This window comes from Promicromonospora sp. NFX87 (genome assembly GCF_048564965.1).
Lineage (GTDB): Bacteria > Actinomycetota > Actinomycetes > Actinomycetales > Cellulomonadaceae > Promicromonospora.
This window is the reverse complement of record NZ_CP183413.1, coordinates 4,888,074-4,903,894: the sequence shown is the minus strand read 5'-3', so window position 1 is coordinate 4,903,894 and position 15,821 is coordinate 4,888,074. Positions and strand designations below refer to the sequence as shown.

11 protein-coding genes are annotated in these 15,821 nt (G+C 71.3%); 7 read left to right on the top strand and 4 right to left on the bottom strand.

The window, feature by feature from the left end:
- Window positions 1-70: 70 nt before the first annotated feature.
- Window positions 71-934, bottom strand: a complete 864-nt coding sequence (gene rfbA / locus ACNYC2_RS22015; protein WP_419703832.1) for a glucose-1-phosphate thymidylyltransferase RfbA — start codon at window positions 932-934, stop codon at window positions 71-73.
- Window positions 935-1,065: 131 nt separating this feature from the next.
- Here rfbA and ACNYC2_RS22010 point away from each other — a divergent pair, with 131 nt between their 5' ends.
- The 3 genes from ACNYC2_RS22010 to wecC all read left to right on the top strand — a co-directional run bounded on the left by ACNYC2_RS22010 (window position 1,066) and on the right by wecC (window position 4,714).
- Window positions 1,066-1,287, top strand: a complete 222-nt coding sequence (locus ACNYC2_RS22010) for a hypothetical protein (RefSeq protein ID WP_419703831.1) — start codon at window positions 1,066-1,068, stop codon at window positions 1,285-1,287.
- Between the two features lie 342 nt (window positions 1,288-1,629).
- Complete coding sequence (locus ACNYC2_RS22005; protein WP_419707883.1) at window positions 1,630-3,438, top strand: glycosyltransferase family protein; 1,809 nt, start codon at window positions 1,630-1,632, stop codon at window positions 3,436-3,438.
- A gap of 22 nt (window positions 3,439-3,460) precedes the next feature.
- Window positions 3,461-4,714: a UDP-N-acetyl-D-mannosamine dehydrogenase gene (gene wecC, locus ACNYC2_RS22000; RefSeq protein ID WP_419703830.1), complete on the top strand. Its 1,254-nt coding sequence runs from the start codon at window positions 3,461-3,463 to the stop codon at window positions 4,712-4,714.
- Window positions 4,715-4,727: 13 nt separating this feature from the next.
- Here the strand turns inward: wecC and ACNYC2_RS21995 are convergent, their stop codons facing one another.
- The gene (locus ACNYC2_RS21995) at window positions 4,728-7,163 is read right to left on the bottom strand and encodes a polysaccharide lyase 8 family protein (RefSeq protein WP_419703829.1); all 2,436 of its coding nucleotides are present in this window, start codon (window positions 7,161-7,163) and stop codon (window positions 4,728-4,730) included.
- 129 nt (window positions 7,164-7,292) lie between these two features.
- Between ACNYC2_RS21995 and ACNYC2_RS21990 the strand changes: the two genes are divergently transcribed.
- Genes ACNYC2_RS21990 through ACNYC2_RS21975 form a run of 4 tightly spaced genes read left to right on the top strand, consistent with a single transcriptional unit; the run spans window position 7,293 to window position 14,037 of the window.
- Window positions 7,293-10,211: a glycosyltransferase family 2 protein gene (locus ACNYC2_RS21990; protein WP_419703828.1), complete on the top strand. Its 2,919-nt coding sequence runs from the start codon at window positions 7,293-7,295 to the stop codon at window positions 10,209-10,211.
- Complete coding sequence (locus ACNYC2_RS21985; RefSeq protein WP_419703827.1) at window positions 10,204-11,775, top strand: polysaccharide pyruvyl transferase family protein; 1,572 nt, start codon at window positions 10,204-10,206, stop codon at window positions 11,773-11,775. The genes ACNYC2_RS21990 and ACNYC2_RS21985 overlap by 8 nt, the downstream gene beginning before the upstream one ends.
- A gap of 1 nt (window position 11,776) precedes the next feature.
- Window positions 11,777-12,838, top strand: a complete 1,062-nt coding sequence (locus ACNYC2_RS21980; protein ID WP_419703826.1) for a glycosyltransferase family 4 protein — start codon at window positions 11,777-11,779, stop codon at window positions 12,836-12,838.
- Window positions 12,835-14,037, top strand: coding sequence for a hypothetical protein (locus ACNYC2_RS21975; RefSeq protein WP_419703825.1), 1,203 nt, complete (start codon window positions 12,835-12,837; stop codon window positions 14,035-14,037). The genes ACNYC2_RS21980 and ACNYC2_RS21975 overlap by 4 nt, the downstream gene beginning before the upstream one ends.
- 16 nt (window positions 14,038-14,053) lie before the next feature.
- Here ACNYC2_RS21975 and ACNYC2_RS21970 read toward each other — a convergent pair whose 3' ends face one another.
- Entirely contained in the window at window positions 14,054-15,172 is a 1,119-nt protein-coding gene (locus tag ACNYC2_RS21970; RefSeq protein ID WP_419703824.1) for a hypothetical protein, read from the bottom strand.
- On the bottom strand, window positions 15,141-15,818 hold the full coding sequence (locus tag ACNYC2_RS21965) for a sulfotransferase (protein ID WP_419703823.1): 678 nt from the start codon (window positions 15,816-15,818) through the stop codon (window positions 15,141-15,143). Before ACNYC2_RS21965 ends, ACNYC2_RS21970 begins: the two co-directional genes overlap by 32 nt.
- Window positions 15,819-15,821: the final 3 nt, after the last annotated feature.

Genomic DNA, 15,821 nt, shown 5'->3' with positions numbered 1-15,821 from the left:
CGTCGGTCGAGCTTGTCGAGACCCCTCGACGGCTTCAGCAGGTCTCGACAGGCTCGACCAACGGCGTGGGTCACTCGTCCAGCAGGCCCAGAAGGTAGCTGCCGTACCCGGACTTGGTGAGCTTCTCCGCGCGGGCGCGCAGCTCGTCGTCGGACAGGAAGCCGCGCCGCCAGGCGACCTCCTCCGGGGCGCCGATCTTCAGGCCCTGCCGTCGTTCGATGGTGCGGACGTAGTCGGAGGCCTCCAGCAGCGAGTCGAACGTCCCGGTGTCGAGCCAGGCGGTGCCACGGGGCAGCACCTCGACCTGGAGCCGCCCCTGGCGCAGGTACTCGGCGTTGACGTCGGTGATCTCGTACTCGCCGCGGGCCGACGGCTCCAGCCCTTCGGCGATGGCGACGACGTCGTTGTCGTAGAAGTACAGGCCGGGCACCGCATAGCTGGACCTGGGCCGCGCCGGCTTCTCCTCCAGGGACAGCGCCTTGCCGTCGGCGTCGAACTCGACGACGCCGTACGCGGTCGGGTCCGCGACGCGGTAGGCGAAGACGGCGCCGCCGTCGATGTCGGCGAAGCGGGTGAGCTGGTGGCCCAGGCCCGGGCCGTAGAAGATGTTGTCGCCCAGCACGAGCGCTACCGAGTCGTCACCGATGAACTCGGCGCCGAGCACGAAGGCCTGTGCGAGCCCGTCCGGTGACGGCTGCGTCGTGTAGCTGATCGAGACACCGAACTGCGAGCCGTCGCCGAGGAGCCGGTGGAACTGGTCGGCGTCGTGCGGGGTCGTGATGACCAGGATGTCGCGGATCCCCGCCAGGATCAGGGTGGAGAGCGGGTAGTAGATCATCGGCTTGTCGTAGACCGGGACGAGCTGCTTGCTGATGCCCTGGGTGATCGGGTGGAGGCGAGTGCCTGAACCGCCGGCGAGAATGATTCCGCGCATGTGCGGGATCCTCCCACGCCTGGGTCTTTCGAGGGGCGGACAGTTGGCCTCCTGATGGGGCGGGCGAGGGTGAACCGGGGGTGATCTCCCGTCGCTATTGATGCGGAGGCAGTCCCGCAGCCTGTAGTTACATGGGTATGCATGAAACCTATGGCGGCACAGGCACCCTCGCCCGGCCCGAGACTCCCGACCCGGCGCCCCACCCCGCACGCCGCGCTCGGCGTCGCAAGGGATTCGTCGCGGCCCTCGTAGCCGGCGCCGTGGTGCTCCTCTGCGCCAACGGTGCCGTCGCCTACTACGGCTACCGGATCTCGCTCGACGAGAAGGCCGGAGGCATCGAGAGCGTCCGCTGATGCCGGGGCCTGGCGTGCCAGGATGTCCAGGGGAACGCTGCCTGAGAGTTGCCCGGGTGAACCTGGGTGCTGCGCGCCCACTATCGGTGATCTGGGCGGACTCCGCTTGTAGCATGAGGCCACCAATGGCGCATCCTGGACTTCCGGCACCTTCATTCAGCGCCTGGCAGGGTGCTCTTTCTGGCTTCTTGCTTGCAAGCAGCCTTTCGAGCAGACAGGGACATTCTTGCCGTGAAGGATCGCGCGCCGGGCATGGTGGGCAGGCTTCGCCGCGCGCTGTGGCACCTCCGGCACGGAGGACCCGCCCAGCTGCGGACCTATCTCCGCAGGCAGCGGGTGCCGATGGCCGCGCAGACCGGTGGAGCACGACGGACGAAGAACGGTCTGACGTTCGACCCGTGGCCCGCCCGGCCCACGTCCGGCACGGGGACCGCGCCGGCTGTCGCGCCCGACCGGCGGAACCTGCGTGTCGGCGTCATCCTCGACGACTTCTCGCGGCTGGCGTTCGCGCCCGAGTGGAACCAGGTGGCGCTGACGCCGGCAACCTGGCGTGACGAGCTCGCCGCGGGTCTGGACCTGCTGTTCGTGGAGTCGGCCTGGAACGGCAACGGCGGCGCCTGGCAGTACCACCTGACCGGCACGTCGGCTCCCCGGCCGGCGTTCGTCTCTCTCGTCGAGGCCTGCCGGGCCGCAGGCGTGCCGACGGTCTTCTGGAACAAGGAGGACCCGGTCCACTTCGAGGACTTCCTCGACACCGCCCGGTTGTTCGACCGCGTCTACACGACCGACGTCGACCGCGTACCCGCCTATGTAGCGGCCCTGGGGCACGAGCGGGTCGGGGTGCTGGAGTTCGCCGCGCAGCCGGCGATCCACAACCCGGTCCGGCTGCACGGCCGCGGCCCGGAACGCGACGTCGCGTTCGCCGGCATGTACTTCGCGCACAAGTATCCGGAGCGGCGCGAGCAGATGGACCTGCTCCTCGGCGCGGCGCTGGACGTGTCGCCGAAGATGGAGCACGGCCTGGAGATCTTCAGCCGGTTCCGCGGCAAGGACCAGAAGTACCAGTTCCCCGCGCCGCTGGACGGTCGCGTCGTCGGCTCGCTGGACTACGACCGGATGCTGACCGCGTACCGCGAGTACAAGGTCTTCCTCAACGTGAACTCGGTGGTCGGCTCGCCGTCGATGTGCGCGCGCCGGATCTTCGAGATCACGGCGAGCGGTACACCGGTCGTCTCCACGCCGAGTGCCGCGGTGGGGGAGTACTTCCCCGCCGACGAGGTCTTCGTGGCGGCCACCCGCGAGCACGCGGCGCACACCATCCGCGCGCTGGTGCGCTCCCCGGAGCTGCGCGACCGGGCAGTCCACAAGGGGCAGCGCCGCATCTGGCGTGAGCACACCTACGCCGCGCGGTCGCAGCGGGTCCTGCACGACGTCGGCCTCGCAGAGTCGCAGGCAGTGCCACGACCCCGCGTGACGGCCCTGGTCTCGACCAACCGCCCGCACCAGCTCGACCATGTGCTGGCCACGCTCGGGGCCCAGCAGGACGTGGACCTCCAGGTCGCCCTGCTGACGCACGGCTTTCAGGCGGACGACGGCGACCTGCGGGCGCGCGCGAAGGAAGCCGGCGTCGAGACGTTCGAGCTGCTGTCGGCGCCGTCCGACGTGCCGCTGGGCGCCTGCCTGAACCTGCTGCTGGACGCCGCGGACGGCGACGTCGTGGCCAAGATCGACGACGACGACCTGTACGGCCCGCAGTACCTGTCGGACCAGCTGTACGCCCTGACCTACTCGGGCGCGGACGTGGTCGGCAAGCAGGCGCACTACATGTACCTCGAGGGGCCGGACGCGACGATCATGCGGTTCGCGGACCGTGAGCACCGGTACACCGACCGCGTGATGGGGCCGACGATCGTCGCCGCGCGCGCGGTCGCCGCCGACGTGCGCTTCCGCGAGCTGGCCCGCGGCGAGGACACGGCGTTCCTCGAGGACGTCACCACGGCCGGCGGGGTCATCTACTCCGCCGACCGGTTCAACTTCGTCCAGGTGCGGTCCGCCGTCGGCGGGCACTCCTGGGACGTGACAGATGCCGAGCTGCTCGCGAGCGGCGAGGTCAGGTACTACGGGCGTGCGGCGACCCACGTCTTGTTCTGAGACGGGAAACGAGACGGGAAACATGGGGATCAGTAGCGTCAGTGTGATCGGGCTGGGGTACATCGGGCTCCCGACGGCGGCGATCCTCGCCGCGAACGGCGTGTCGGTCACGGGCGTGGACGTCAGTCCCGCGACGGTCACCGCGGTGAACCGCGGGAGTGTGCCGTTCGTGGAGCCGGACCTGGCGGGATACGTCGCGGAGGCGGTGTCAGCGGGCAAGCTCCGTGCGGTACCGACGCCGGAGCCCGCCGACGCGTACATCGTCGCCGTGCCCACGCCGTTCATGGCCGACCACAAGCCCGACCTCTCCTACATCAGGTCGGCCGCCGAGGCGCTGGCGCCCACGCTGCGCGGCGGTGAGCTGGTGATCCTCGAGTCCACGTCGCCGCCGGGTACGACGCAGCGCATGGCGGACTGGATCCTCGCCGAACGTCCCGACCTCAGCCTCGACGGCTCCGACGGCCGGCCCCGGATCTACGTCGCGCACTGCCCGGAGCGGGTGCTGCCGGGGAAGATCATGGTGGAGCTGGTCACGAACGACCGGATCATCGGCGGGATCACGCCGGAGGCCGCGCAGCGTTCGCGCGACCTGTACCAGGTCTTCTGCCAGGGCGAGATCCTGCTGACCGACGCCGCGACCGCCGAGGCGGCCAAGCTCGTCGAGAACTCGTTCCGCGACGTGAACATCGCCTTCGCCAACGAGCTGTCCCTCGTCGCGGACCGGCTGGGCATCGACGTCTGGGAGCTCATCAGGCTCGCGAACCACCACCCGCGCGTCAACATCCTGCAGCCCGGCCCCGGCGTGGGCGGGCACTGCATCGCCGTGGACCCCTGGTTCCTCGTCGACGCGGCGCCGCAGGAGGCCCGGCTGATCCGGACGGCCCGCGAGGTGAACGACGCGAAGCCCCGCTGGGTGCTGGACAAGGTGCACGACGCCGTCGCGGGGATCGAGGCCCCCGTCGTCGCCGCCTACGGGCTCGCGTTCAAGCCGAACATCGACGACCTGCGCGAGTCGCCGGCCGCCGAGATCGTGCGCGAGCTGGCGACGGCGTCCCCGGACATGACGGTGCTGGCCGTCGAGCCGCACATCGACGAGCTGCCCGCCGCGCTCGCGGACCTGCCCAACGTGCGGCTCGTCGACGCCGAGGAGGCGCTCGCGAGCGCCGACGCGCACGTGCTGCTCGTGGACCACACGGTGTTCCGCGCCCTGGCCGAGAGGCTGGCGGCCAAGCGGCTCGTCGACACGCGGGGCATGACGGTGGCCAGGCGCGCCTGACCGCCGCCGGCGGTCAGGCGGTCTCGAGGACCGCTGTGAACGTCTGCCCGCGCGCGTCGGACAGGTCGACGAGCAGCGTCGTGGCAGTCCCTTCCGTCTGTACCTGGATCCGCGGGTCGGCGCTGATTACCTGGAGGACGTGATGGTCGAGCCCGACCCGTGCCCGGCCCTGCACGGTCTGGCTCGGGTCGCTCAGGGCCACGGACAGCGTCGTCCCGTCCTGGACGACCACCACGGACACCCTGGTCCGGGCGGTGATGCCGGCGACCGACTGCTCGCCGGTGGACCCGAAGCTGGCTCCGACCGTGTTTCCCCTGCGCACGGCCTGCAGTCCGAGCGTGTTGGAGAGCACCGTCACCGGCGGGCTCGCCGCGTAGGCGCGGACGGCCTCACGGGAGGCGCCGGGCAGCAGGACGTACGCGTACCGGGCGCCCTGCGGCCCGTGCCCGTGGTCGATGCGGAGCGTCACGTAGTCGTTCCGGACCTCGTCGTCGAAGTCGAACGCCGTGCTCCGGTTGATGTCGGACCAGCGCCCGGTCCGCGACTCCCGCGACGCGCGGACCTGCGCGTCCGACAGCAGGACGTAGCCGATGTCGGACCCGCCGGCGGGGCCCGTGAGGTGCGCCCAGCCGGGGTTGTCGAACGACCGGTCGGTCGGCGCTGTCCCGAGGTCGGTCCCGTCGACGACGAACGGCTGGGCGGCGCCGGCGGAGAGCCTGCGGTTCTCGACGACGGTCTCGACGGGGCGGCCGCCGGGACCGGTGATCCCGGCGCCGAGCGCCACGATCTCGTCCCCGAGCAGGAACCAGGTCTTGCGTCCCGTCACGGCGGCGGGGGAGTCGGCGGGGGTGCGGAACGCCATGGTGGCGAGACCGTTCGAACCGAGCGAGACACCACCGGCCAGCGCGGCGTCGCTGAGCGCCTCCGCCCCGCTCCCCGGCGCAGGCTCCCCGGTGGGGACCGTCGTGCCGGGGATGCGGGTCGCGTCCACCGTCGGCCAGTAGCCGTCGTCGAACTGGGCGAGGTCGTCGTCGTACAGGTAGGTCGCGCCGCTGCCCGTCCACCAGCCGTGCTGATTCTCGCCGTTGATCGCCTCGTAGGTCGCGATCCGGGAGGACGACATGGCTATCGCGAACGTGAATCCGGGACGCCGGTGCACCACGCGATCCATCCCGGCGAAGACCTTGGTCCCCTCCTCCGGAGCCGCGGCGGGCACGCCGGAGCTCAGCAGGCGATGGGCGGCCGCGACCGCGGGCACGTTGTTCGTGCCGGGGAACGGTGTGAGCGTGTCCTGCTCGATGACGAGGCGGGTGAGGCCCGCCAGCTCGTCCCGTCGTTCCGGCCCTGCCAGCTCGCTGAGCGCGAGGAACGCCGCCATCGCGATGTGGCCGGCGTTGTGGTCGGTGGCCGGCCGCCGCGAGATCTCGCGACCGCGCACGGGGCTGAGGAGAGCGCCCTTGTGCAGCCACGGCGCCACGCCGTCGACGGCGAAGTCCAGGAGGAAGCCGAGCTGCGCGTCGTCGACCTGCCAGCGGGAGCCGTGCAGCAGCTCCACGAGCCGTACGGAGCTCCTGAGGAACGCGATCCCGTACCCACCCGTGTACGGGTGGTGCTGGTGCTGGACGAACGATCCGTCGGGGTAGACGCCGTCGCCCGACGTCACGGTGCGGAGCGCGCGCTGCAGGCCCTCGCGGGCCGCGTCGAGCTTGGCGCCGTCGTCGAGGAGCATCGCGCGCTCTGCCACGACCTGAGAGGTCCAGACGAGGTTGGCCCCCTCCTTCGAGGGTTCCGGCGTGAACGAGTCGACGGGTGCCAGGTACCGCTCGAGACGGTCCGTGGCCAGGTCGTCACGCAGCAGCAGGCAGATCGAGGTCAGCGCGAGCGGGACGCTGATCTCCCGGTCGAACCACGGTTCCTCCAGCGTCGTCTCGTAGCCCGCATAGCGTTCGTGCAGGAGGTCGAGCCCGTCGACGAGGCGGGTCCGCAGCTCGGGGTCGTGGTACAGCGTGCCGCCCGCCGTGCCGTAGGCGAGGGCCATGGAGCTGAGGCGGCCCGACGTGTGGCGCAGCGCCACGGCGCGGGTGCGGCCGGTGCCGTCGAGCGGGAGGTCCGGCCAGACGCCCGTCCGGTCCCCGCGCGGGGACATGTCGGCGACGGCCTTCCTGGCGGCGGCATCGACGCCCTCGACGGCCTGGGCGATCTCGGGCACCGACAGATCGACGTCACCCCCGGTGAGCTGGGTGTACCAGCGCGCCCGCAACCGCGCGTACGGGCCGGTCGCAGTAGCCTCGGCGGGTGGTGTCGGACTGCTCGTCGGGTCGGGTTCGCCCCGGCGCGAGTACGTGACGCCGAAACCCGCCCCGGCCACGACCAGACCGCCCACGATCAGGAGCTGGCGGCGGCCGATGATCAGGCGGCGGTTCGGCTGTTCGCCGTCGGTGGAGGTCATCAACGTGCGAGGGTACCGGTCGGACACATTTTCTCGCTGGTCAGCCGCTAGCATGGGCCGACCGATGACGCATCTTGAAGCTGTGATTTTCCACGCCGGAAGCTGGATCACGAAGGGGAGCAGAAGATCTTGACGGGGACTCCCGGGATACGGGACGAGCAGATACCGCTCCTGTCGGTCGTGGTGCCGGTCTACGGGGTGGAGAGGTACCTGGACGACTGTCTGAACAGCCTCGTCGACCAGGACGTCTCGCAGGAGATCATCGTCGTCATCGACGCGTCTCCGGACCGCTCGGTGGAGATCGCGCGTGAGTTCGAGGCCGCGTACGACCAGGTCCGCGTGGTGGAGAACCCCGTGAACGTCGGGCTGGGGGCCGCTCGCAACGTAGGCCTCGGCCACGCGCGGGGAAAGTACGTGACCTTCCCGGACAGCGACGACATGGTCGTGCCGGGTGCGTACGCGTCGCTGGTCGCCTCGCTCGAGCGGTCCGGCTCGGACTTCGCCACCGCGTACGCGGACGAGTTCGGCACGTCGTCGGGCCGGCACCGGTACTGGACCACGCGCCCCGCCGTCTACACGACGGGTGCGGAGGGTGCGACCCTCGCCGACCTGCCGGAGCTGGTGTACGACCACACCGCCTGGACCAAGGTCTTCCGGCGCGAGTTCCTGGTGCGCGAGGACATCCGCTGGCCGGAGACGACCAAGTGCGAGGACGTCGTGCCGTCGATGCGCGCCTACGCGGCGGCGTCGGCCTTCGACGTCGTGCCCCTCTGCCTGTACCTGTACCGGCGCCGGCCGGGGTCCATCACGACCGCGCTGACGTCGTCCCGGACGATCCTGGACTGGGCGGTCCAGGTCCGGGAGGCCTTCCGCGTGGTCGACGGCGTTGGCGTCCCGGAAGCCGTCCAGCTCTTCGTCGAGAAGGTGATGCGCTACGAGGTCGCCTCGCGCATCAAGTCGCTCGACGAGGTCGACGACGAGACGCGGCTGCTGGCCACGACCTTGGTGACGGAGCTGCTCGAGGCGAGCGAGGCCGCGACGCTGCGCCGGGTGCCGACGCCGACGCTCACGGCTGCCCTCGACCTCCTGGCCGGCCCCGAGCAGGAGGCGACGTACGACGGCCTGCCGGCGGCCTTGCTCGAGGCGCTGGCCCTGACGGCCGACGGCGCCGGCTCCGCCGCGGCCGCGCACACAGGACCGATGGTCTCGGTTGTCATGCCCACGTTCGACGTGGACCCGTGGATCGACGCGTGCGTCCGCTCCGTGCTGGAGCAGACGATGGGCGACCTCGAGCTGATCGTCGTCGACGACCACTCGACGGACGGCACGTGGGAGAAGGTCCTCGACTGGGCCCGCCGGGACGCCCGGGTCGTGCCGGTGCGCAATCCCGGCAGCGGGGGCGCGCAGGCCAGGAACGCGGGGCTCGAGCTGGCCGCCGGCAGGTACGTCATCTTCTGCGACGGCGACGACCTCGTACCGCGGCACGCGTACCGGACGCTCCTCGACCTCGCCGAGAGCAGCGCGGCCGACGTCACCGTCGGCGGCTTCCAGCGGGTGTGGACCTCGACGACGTGGAGCGACCCCAAGAAGTACGGGCTGGAGACGCGGATCGAACGGACGACGCTCGACCTCAACCCCCGCATGATCCGGAACCGGACCTGCTGGAACCGGCTCGTCCGCAGGGACTTCTGGGTGGAGCACAAGCTGCACTTCCCGACCACGCCGCGGGGCAACGACATGCTGCCCATGACCGCCGCCATGCGGTTCGCGCGGAGCATCGCCGTGACGCCCGAGGTGGTCTACCACTACCGCGCACGCCCCGGCGCGAGCTCGATGACTGCACGCCTCGGCGACGTGCGGTCGCTGATCGGCTACTTCGTGCAGGAACGCCTCTGCGCGGTGCTGGTGGCGGAGGACGACCGGAGCGAGCTCGCGCGCGAGTACTGGCACATGGCGCTCGGCTCCGACGCGTGGGCGACGCTCGGGAAGCTGCTGCAGGACGGGTTCGACCAGCTGGAGAAGGAAGACCTCGCGGCGGTCTCGGCCGCCGTCGCCGGGCTGGTCTCGCTCGCGCCCTTCGAGGCGCTGGAGCGGATCGGCGCGCGGCGCGCGCTCGTCTTCCACCTCGCCGCCCACGGTCACCTCGACCTGGCGCGCACCGTGTGGGAACGTGAGGTGGGCAAGAGGTTCGCCGGTGGCTCGGACACGATCACGACGTTCGCCGAGGCGCTCTCGACCGCCATGGCCGACGGTCTCGACCGCCGTCTGGCCGGGAAGCTCTGGCGCAACGACGTGATGCGCCCGTTCATCGACGTGTCCCATGCCTGGGACGACAGGCTCGGCGAGCGGATGATGGGCTTCGCGAGCAAGTTCGACCCGGAGATCTCGCTGCGGTCGACCGCGACCCCGGCGACGAGGGAGGTCCGCGTCGCGGAGGCCCTGCTGCACGGGGAGCTGAACGACGTCTGGCGCGAGTCCCAGTACAACCCGTACAAGTACCGGCCGAAGTTCAACGCCTCCGTCACGGGGGTCCGGGGCCGCGTGCTGCACCTGCGGGGCAGCGGACCGGTCCGCCCGGGCGTGCGGGTGCTCCGGCTGCTCGCGCTCGGCTCCGTGGGCAAGCAGCGGGACGTGCACAGCCAGCGGCTCTTCGGCCGCGTCTCGGTGAACGAGAAGGGCTGGTCGGTCGACGCGGACCTGACGGCCCTCGAGCCGGGGTACGACTGGCGGCTTCGGGTGATCGTCGAGGACGCGTTCGGCGAGCTCGAGCTGCCGGTCCGGATCGAGTGGCCGGGTGGAGCCTCGTCGCTGAGCGTGGTCCGGCCCATGCGGCTGGCGGACGGCGACGAGCTCGGCCTGCGCACGTTCGCCTCCGGGACGGCGCGCGTCGCTACCGCGGTTCGCTGGCGCGGTGTCCGGGTCGGTCGGCGCGCCAGAAAGCTGCGGGCCTACCGCGCCGTCGAGTGGCGGATCCAGCGAGCCCAGAAGAACCGTAGGAACCGGAAGAAGGCTGAGCTTCAGAGTGCGGCACGGAGGAACGATGCCTGAGGTGAGCAGCCTGCTCGCGGAGCCGGGCACCGCAGAGCCAGATACCGCCGTGCCCGCTGCCGCCGCCACGGCCGGTGCCCTCGGGGGAGACCGGGCCGTCACCCGGATCGCGGGGGTACCGGTGGTGCACTGGAACCCGATCCGGTCCGGCGCACCGGTGGCGAACTTCGGCGACGTCCTGGGCCCGGCGATAGTGTCCCGCCTGGTCGGGTCCTCGGCCCGCACCGTCGCGCCCGACGGGCCGGCGCTGCTGTCGGTCGGCTCGATCCTGCACCTCGCGCCGGAGCGGTCCGTCGTCTGGGGGTCCGGGGTGAACGGGAAGATGCTCGCCGCGACCAAGGACATCCCGGACGGTGTGGTGTTCCGGGCCGTTCGTGGCCCGCTGACCCGGCGCTTCCTGTCGGGCCACGGGTTCGACGTGCCCGAGGTCTACGGCGACCCGGTCCTGCTCCTCGCCGACGTCATGCCGGAGCTGCTCCGGGTGAGCCGCGCTCCCGTGCGGGACGTGCTCTTCGTGCCCAACTTCAACGACAAGGACGACGTCTCGGCGGTGGCCGGCGAGCACGAGCTGGAGACGCTCGACTCGCAGGACCACGTGGACTCGGTGCTCCTGCAGATCGCCTCGAGCCGGTTCGTGATCAGCACGTCGCTGCACGCCGTCATCGTCGCGGAGGCGCTCGGGATCCCCGCCCGCTTCGTGCGGTCCCCGCACGAGCACCCGTTCAAGTACCGCGACTACCTCGCAGGCACGGGCAGGACGTTCGAGCCGATCGCCGAGACCGTCGAGGAGGCGTTCGTGCTGGGCGGCCAGCCGGAGCCGAGGTTCGACGCCGACGCGCTGCTCGAGGCGTTCCCCTGGGAGCTGTGGTCCGCGGGCGACGGGACGCCCTGGGCGGCTCCGGAACGCGAGCGGACGGTCCCTGACGACCGCGACCGGGTCTGGATCGCCGCCATGGCGGACTCGCGCGGCGCCGAGCTCGACCGTGCGCGGGCCGAGTACGAGGGCCTCCTGCGCGGCCTCACCGACGCCGCCGGCCGCGCTGACGCCGGCGCGGCCGAGCTCGCGGACCTGCGGCAGTGGCACTACGCCGAGGTCGCGCCGGACTCCCTGCCGGTCGAGCTCAGGAGCCTCGACGCAGCGGTACGCACGTTCTCCGTGGCACGGATCGAGGAGGCCGCCCGGCGGGTCCGGGACGGGCTGCGCGCCGTGGCCTACGCGGCGGTGCCCCGGCCGCGGGGGACCGTGGTGAGCCTCGCGCTGCTGCTGGCCGACACGCAGACCCCGATCGGCGAGGTGCGGCTCACGAACGAGGCGCTCGGCGACCACGTCAGCCTGCCGCACCACGTGCTGCCGCCCAGGACCGCCCAGCTGGACCTCGACGTCGTCCTGCCGCCCGCCTGGGGCGCACCGGAGGCCACGCGCTGCCTGGTCTCCGTCCGCTACGACGACGGGACGGTCCGGACGACGGAGCTGGCCTGGTCCGAGGACCTGCCCCGGCTCGCGCCCGAACCGGTGCCCGCGGAGCCGTCGACCCTGGTCGGCGCCCAGGAACAGGAGCGATGACGTGGCCAGGATCAGTGTGTTCCCCTACTGGACCACGAACCCCTACCTGAACATGCTCTACATGGAGGCTCGTTCGCAGGGCTGGCGGGTCGACGGCAAGTGGCGCTACCACGAGCTGCTGAACGAGCTCCAGGTGCTCGAGCCCGGTGACATCCTGCACATCCACTGGACGAGCCCGGTCGCCGAGAACGTCAAGGACGCGGCGGAGCTCCGGTCGCGCATCGCGCGGCTCGACGGCGCGCTGTCCGGCGCCCGGTCGCGTGGCGTCGAGGTCTTCTGGACCGTGCACAACACCATCTCCCACGACACGGAGTACCACGCCGAGGAGGTCCAGCTCGCGAAGGTGCTCGCCCGCCGGTCGTCCCGGATCATCGTGCTCAACTCGCAGACCGCCGAGGTGGTCTCGGAGTACTACGAGCTCCCGGCCGAGAAGGTGTCCCGGGTGCGGCACGCGAGCTACCGGGGCGTCTACGAGCCGTCGCCGGGGCGTCGGGCGGCGCGCCGACGGATCGGCACCATCCCGCCCGGCGACCTGGTCATCGGGATAGTGGGCGGGATCCGCCCGTACAAGGGTCTCGGGGACCTGCTGCGGGCCGCGGGCCTCCTCGCCGAGCGCAACCCCCGGGTCTCGATGCTGCTCGCCGGTGGCACCACCGCCGAGGCGATGGCGGAGATCGAGGCGGCGATGCCGGGGAACGTCACGGTGCACCGGCGCCACGGACAGCTCACCGACGAGGAGGTGGTCACCTGGGCCTCTGCCTGCGACCTGTTCGCGCTGCCGTACACGCGGATCCTGAACTCGGGGAGCATGCTGCTGGCCGCGAGCCTCGGCGTCCCGTGCGTGGTGCCGGGCGAGCCGCACCTGCTCGCGGAGTACGGCGACGAGCAGTGGGTCGAGTTCTTCGACGTCGAGGCCACGTCCCGGGTGGACGCGCTGGCCGAGGCGATCGAACGCGGCCTGGACCGGCAGGGCGGTGCGCGGGCGCAGGCCGCGGAGCAGTTCGCGGCGTCCTACACGATGCACGACATGTCGGTGGACTTCGCGGAGCTGCTGCCGAGATGACCGTCGAAGCCGGAGAGCCGGAGAACACCGTGAACGAGGTACCAGCACTGCCCCGGGGTACCACGGTGCTCCACATCGGCGCGCCCAAGACCGGCACGACGTCGCTGCAGCAGTCGGCGGCCGGATCCCGGCCGCGGCTCCGTGACGGCGGGGTGCTGTACCCCGGCCGGTACGAGAACCACCGCCGGTTCGCGAGGTCGTTGCTCGGCTACCGCAAGGAACCGTGGCTCACGGAGCTCGCTCCGGCCCACTGGTCGACGGGCATCCTCAAGCAGCTCGTGAACAACGAGCACGACTACGCGCTCGTGAGCAGCGAGGCCTTCTCGACCGCGGGCGCGCGCGACCTGGTCCCGGTCCGGGAGGCGTTCACCATGCCTACCCACGTCGTGCTGACGCTTCGGCCGCTGCCCGGGATGCTCCTGTCCATGTGGCAGCAGCGCGTCAAGAACGCTGAGTTCCGGCCTCTCGACGCGTGGCTGGACGAGGCGTTCCGCGAGCTGCCGATGCTGCACATGCCCGGCGGCGACGTCTTCGACGAGAGCGACGGCACCAACCTCGTGGGGCGGTGGGCGGACGCGTTCGGCCCGGAGAACATGACGGTGGTCGTGCTCGACCCCACCGACCGCGACCACATCTTCCGGGTCTTCGAGGACCTGCTCGGACAGCGCCGCGGGACGCTGGAGCGGGTCACCGCCAACTCGGGCATGAGCGCGGTCGAGACCGAGTTCTTCCGGCAGGCGGCGGAGCGGATCTTCCAGGAGACAGGGTCCCGCGCCCGCCGGGGGCTCTTCCACGGCGGTGCGGTGAACGCCGTCATCTCCGGGCGGCCGCGGCGGCCCGACGAACCCTCGCTGCGGGTGCCGGAACGGGTGACCCGGCACGCGGCGACCGCCGCGATCCGGATCGCCGAGCAGATCGAGTCCGCCGGCGTCCGCGTCGTCGGCGACCTCGCCGATCTCGCGGCGGCGGGACGGGTCGGCGACCAGGTGCCCTTGCCCGACGAGGTGCCGAGCGACCTCGCCCTGATCGCGGCCGACGGACTGGTGCGCCGCGCCGTCCAGCTCGGGACCTTGGACGAGGCCGGCGCGCGCCGGCTGCACGCGTCCGCCGTCCAGCGGGTCGCCGGCGCGCCGGAGCGGATCCCGAGCGAGCTCGCGCTGCAGACCGTCATCGGCGTCTACGAGGGCGCGCGGGGCTGACCCGGGACCAGGCGTCCTAACGCGCCAGCGGCCTCGTGTGGTCCGCGGTCCAGCCCGTGGAGCGCGCGAACATGCCGAGCAGCGCCTGCACCGCGAAGTCGAACGGGACGGTATCGGGTGCCGCGGGCGCTTCGTCGTCGGCCGTGGGTACCGGACGCTCCAGCTCTGCCAGGTCTCCGACGACCCGTACGCCCGTCGACCGCACGCTGTCGGCCAGGATGCGCCCCGCCTCGACGCACGACTGGGCGGCCCATCCCGGGATCCGCAGCCTGCCCTCGGACTGCGCGGGCTCCCGGCTGGACAGCAGGCGGTTGACGACGCCGTTGTGCACGAGGTTCCGGTGCTCGCGCGACGAGGCCTGCCACTCGCCGATGACCTGCTGGTTGAGCCGGTGGACGAGCGCGGCTTCTGCGGCGGACATGCTCCGGTTGGCGCCCGCGCCGACCGGGGGCTCGGAGTGCAGGATCCCCTCCGGGAGGTCGAGCATCGACTCGAAGGTGTCGAGCAGGCGCGTCGGCCGGTCCTTCTCGAGGACGATGACCGTGACGTTCTCCGGGCCTACCGCCGCGGACCACCGTTCGAGCAGGCCGTAGCCGTCACGCCGGTGGAAGGCGCCGGACGCCTCGACCGTGGCCGGGTCCTTGAGCACGCGCTCGAGGTACGTGTCGAGCGACTCGGTGTTTCCCCGCTTGAGGCTCTCCTGCCAGTAGGACGGCACGAACGTGCCGAAGTTCCGCAGGACCAGCGTCACGTGCACGGGAACCCGCCCGCCGTCCCCGAGCGCGTCGACGGTACGGCGTGCGCCGCCCAGGTTCGTCGTGCAGATCATCTCGAAGGAGACGAGACCGCGCCTGGACTCGTGCTGGTCGAGCTCCTTCTTGAGGTTCAGCCACCACTGCTCCTGAGGGGTCGGGTCGGAGAGGTACCCGACCCGCAGCCCGGCGAGCCACGAGGTCGCCTTGTGGTGGTTCTCGCCCCGGCCCGGGTAGATGACACCCTCCTTGCGGAGCCTCTTCTTGAGCCGCGAGGCCGCGTACTGCAGCGCGGTCGACCCGGTCTTCGGCAGGCCGATGTGCAGCAGCCGGGCACCGGCCGGGACGGGCTCAGTAGGAGTGCTTGCGGGTGAGGACGTCATCGACGCGGTCCTTGTCGAAGGGTTCGCCGAGCCACTTGAACATGCCCTCGAGCGAGCTGGAGTCGGTGGTGTAGTCGTTGTAGTGCACGCGGTAGGTGCGGTTCGGGTAGGCGGCCTCCAGCTCGTTGAACTGGGCTTCCGCGCGCTCGAGGATGGCGGCGCCGTTCTCACGGTCCTTCCACCACTTGCTCGCCAGCACGTCGGTGTGGTCCCGGGTGTTGATGACGAACCGGGCCCGGGGGAAGAGGCGGACCAGGAAGTCGGCGTAGGGGCGCCAGTTGGAGTGCACCCAGCGGATCTCCTTGAAACCCGTGACGCGGGTTCCTGCCGGAGGCTGCAGCAGCGAGGCCAGGACGAGCGAGCGCAGCAGGGCGAGAGTCGTCTCGGGCGAGAACTGGTTGATCCCGAACCAGGGGTGCGACGGCGTGTCCGGAGCCTTCTTGGCCGGATCGGTGTGCTCGCGGCTCGCCTTGTCGAGCGTGTTGAAGTACGCGAACAGGCTGTACAGGGAGTCGCCGTTCTCGCCGCGGATCACGTAGCCCGGGATCGAGTTGAGGATGCCCTGGAGCAGGGTCGAGCCGGATCGCCCGTACGTGACGATGAAGACGCAACCGAGGGGGTCGCGTGCGGCGGATGAGTCGTACACGGT

Coding starts and splice junctions, on each gene's coding strand:
- ACNYC2_RS22010 (WP_419703831.1), top strand. CDS start 1,066: ATGGGTATGCATGAAACCTATGGCGGCACAGGCACCCTCGCCCGGCCC.
- ACNYC2_RS21970 (WP_419703824.1), bottom strand. CDS start 15,172: ATGACGTCCTCACCCGCAAGCACTCCTACTGAGCCCGTCCCGGCCGGT.
- rfbA (WP_419703832.1), bottom strand. CDS start 934: ATGCGCGGAATCATTCTCGCCGGCGGTTCAGGCACTCGCCTCCACCCG.
- ACNYC2_RS21995 (WP_419703829.1), bottom strand. CDS start 7,163: ATGACCTCCACCGACGGCGAACAGCCGAACCGCCGCCTGATCATCGGC.
- ACNYC2_RS21975 (WP_419703825.1), top strand. CDS start 12,835: ATGACCGTCGAAGCCGGAGAGCCGGAGAACACCGTGAACGAGGTACCA.
- ACNYC2_RS21985 (WP_419703827.1), top strand. CDS start 10,204: ATGCCTGAGGTGAGCAGCCTGCTCGCGGAGCCGGGCACCGCAGAGCCA.
- ACNYC2_RS22005 (WP_419707883.1), top strand. CDS start 1,630: ATGGCCGCGCAGACCGGTGGAGCACGACGGACGAAGAACGGTCTGACG.
- wecC (WP_419703830.1), top strand. CDS start 3,461: ATGGGGATCAGTAGCGTCAGTGTGATCGGGCTGGGGTACATCGGGCTC.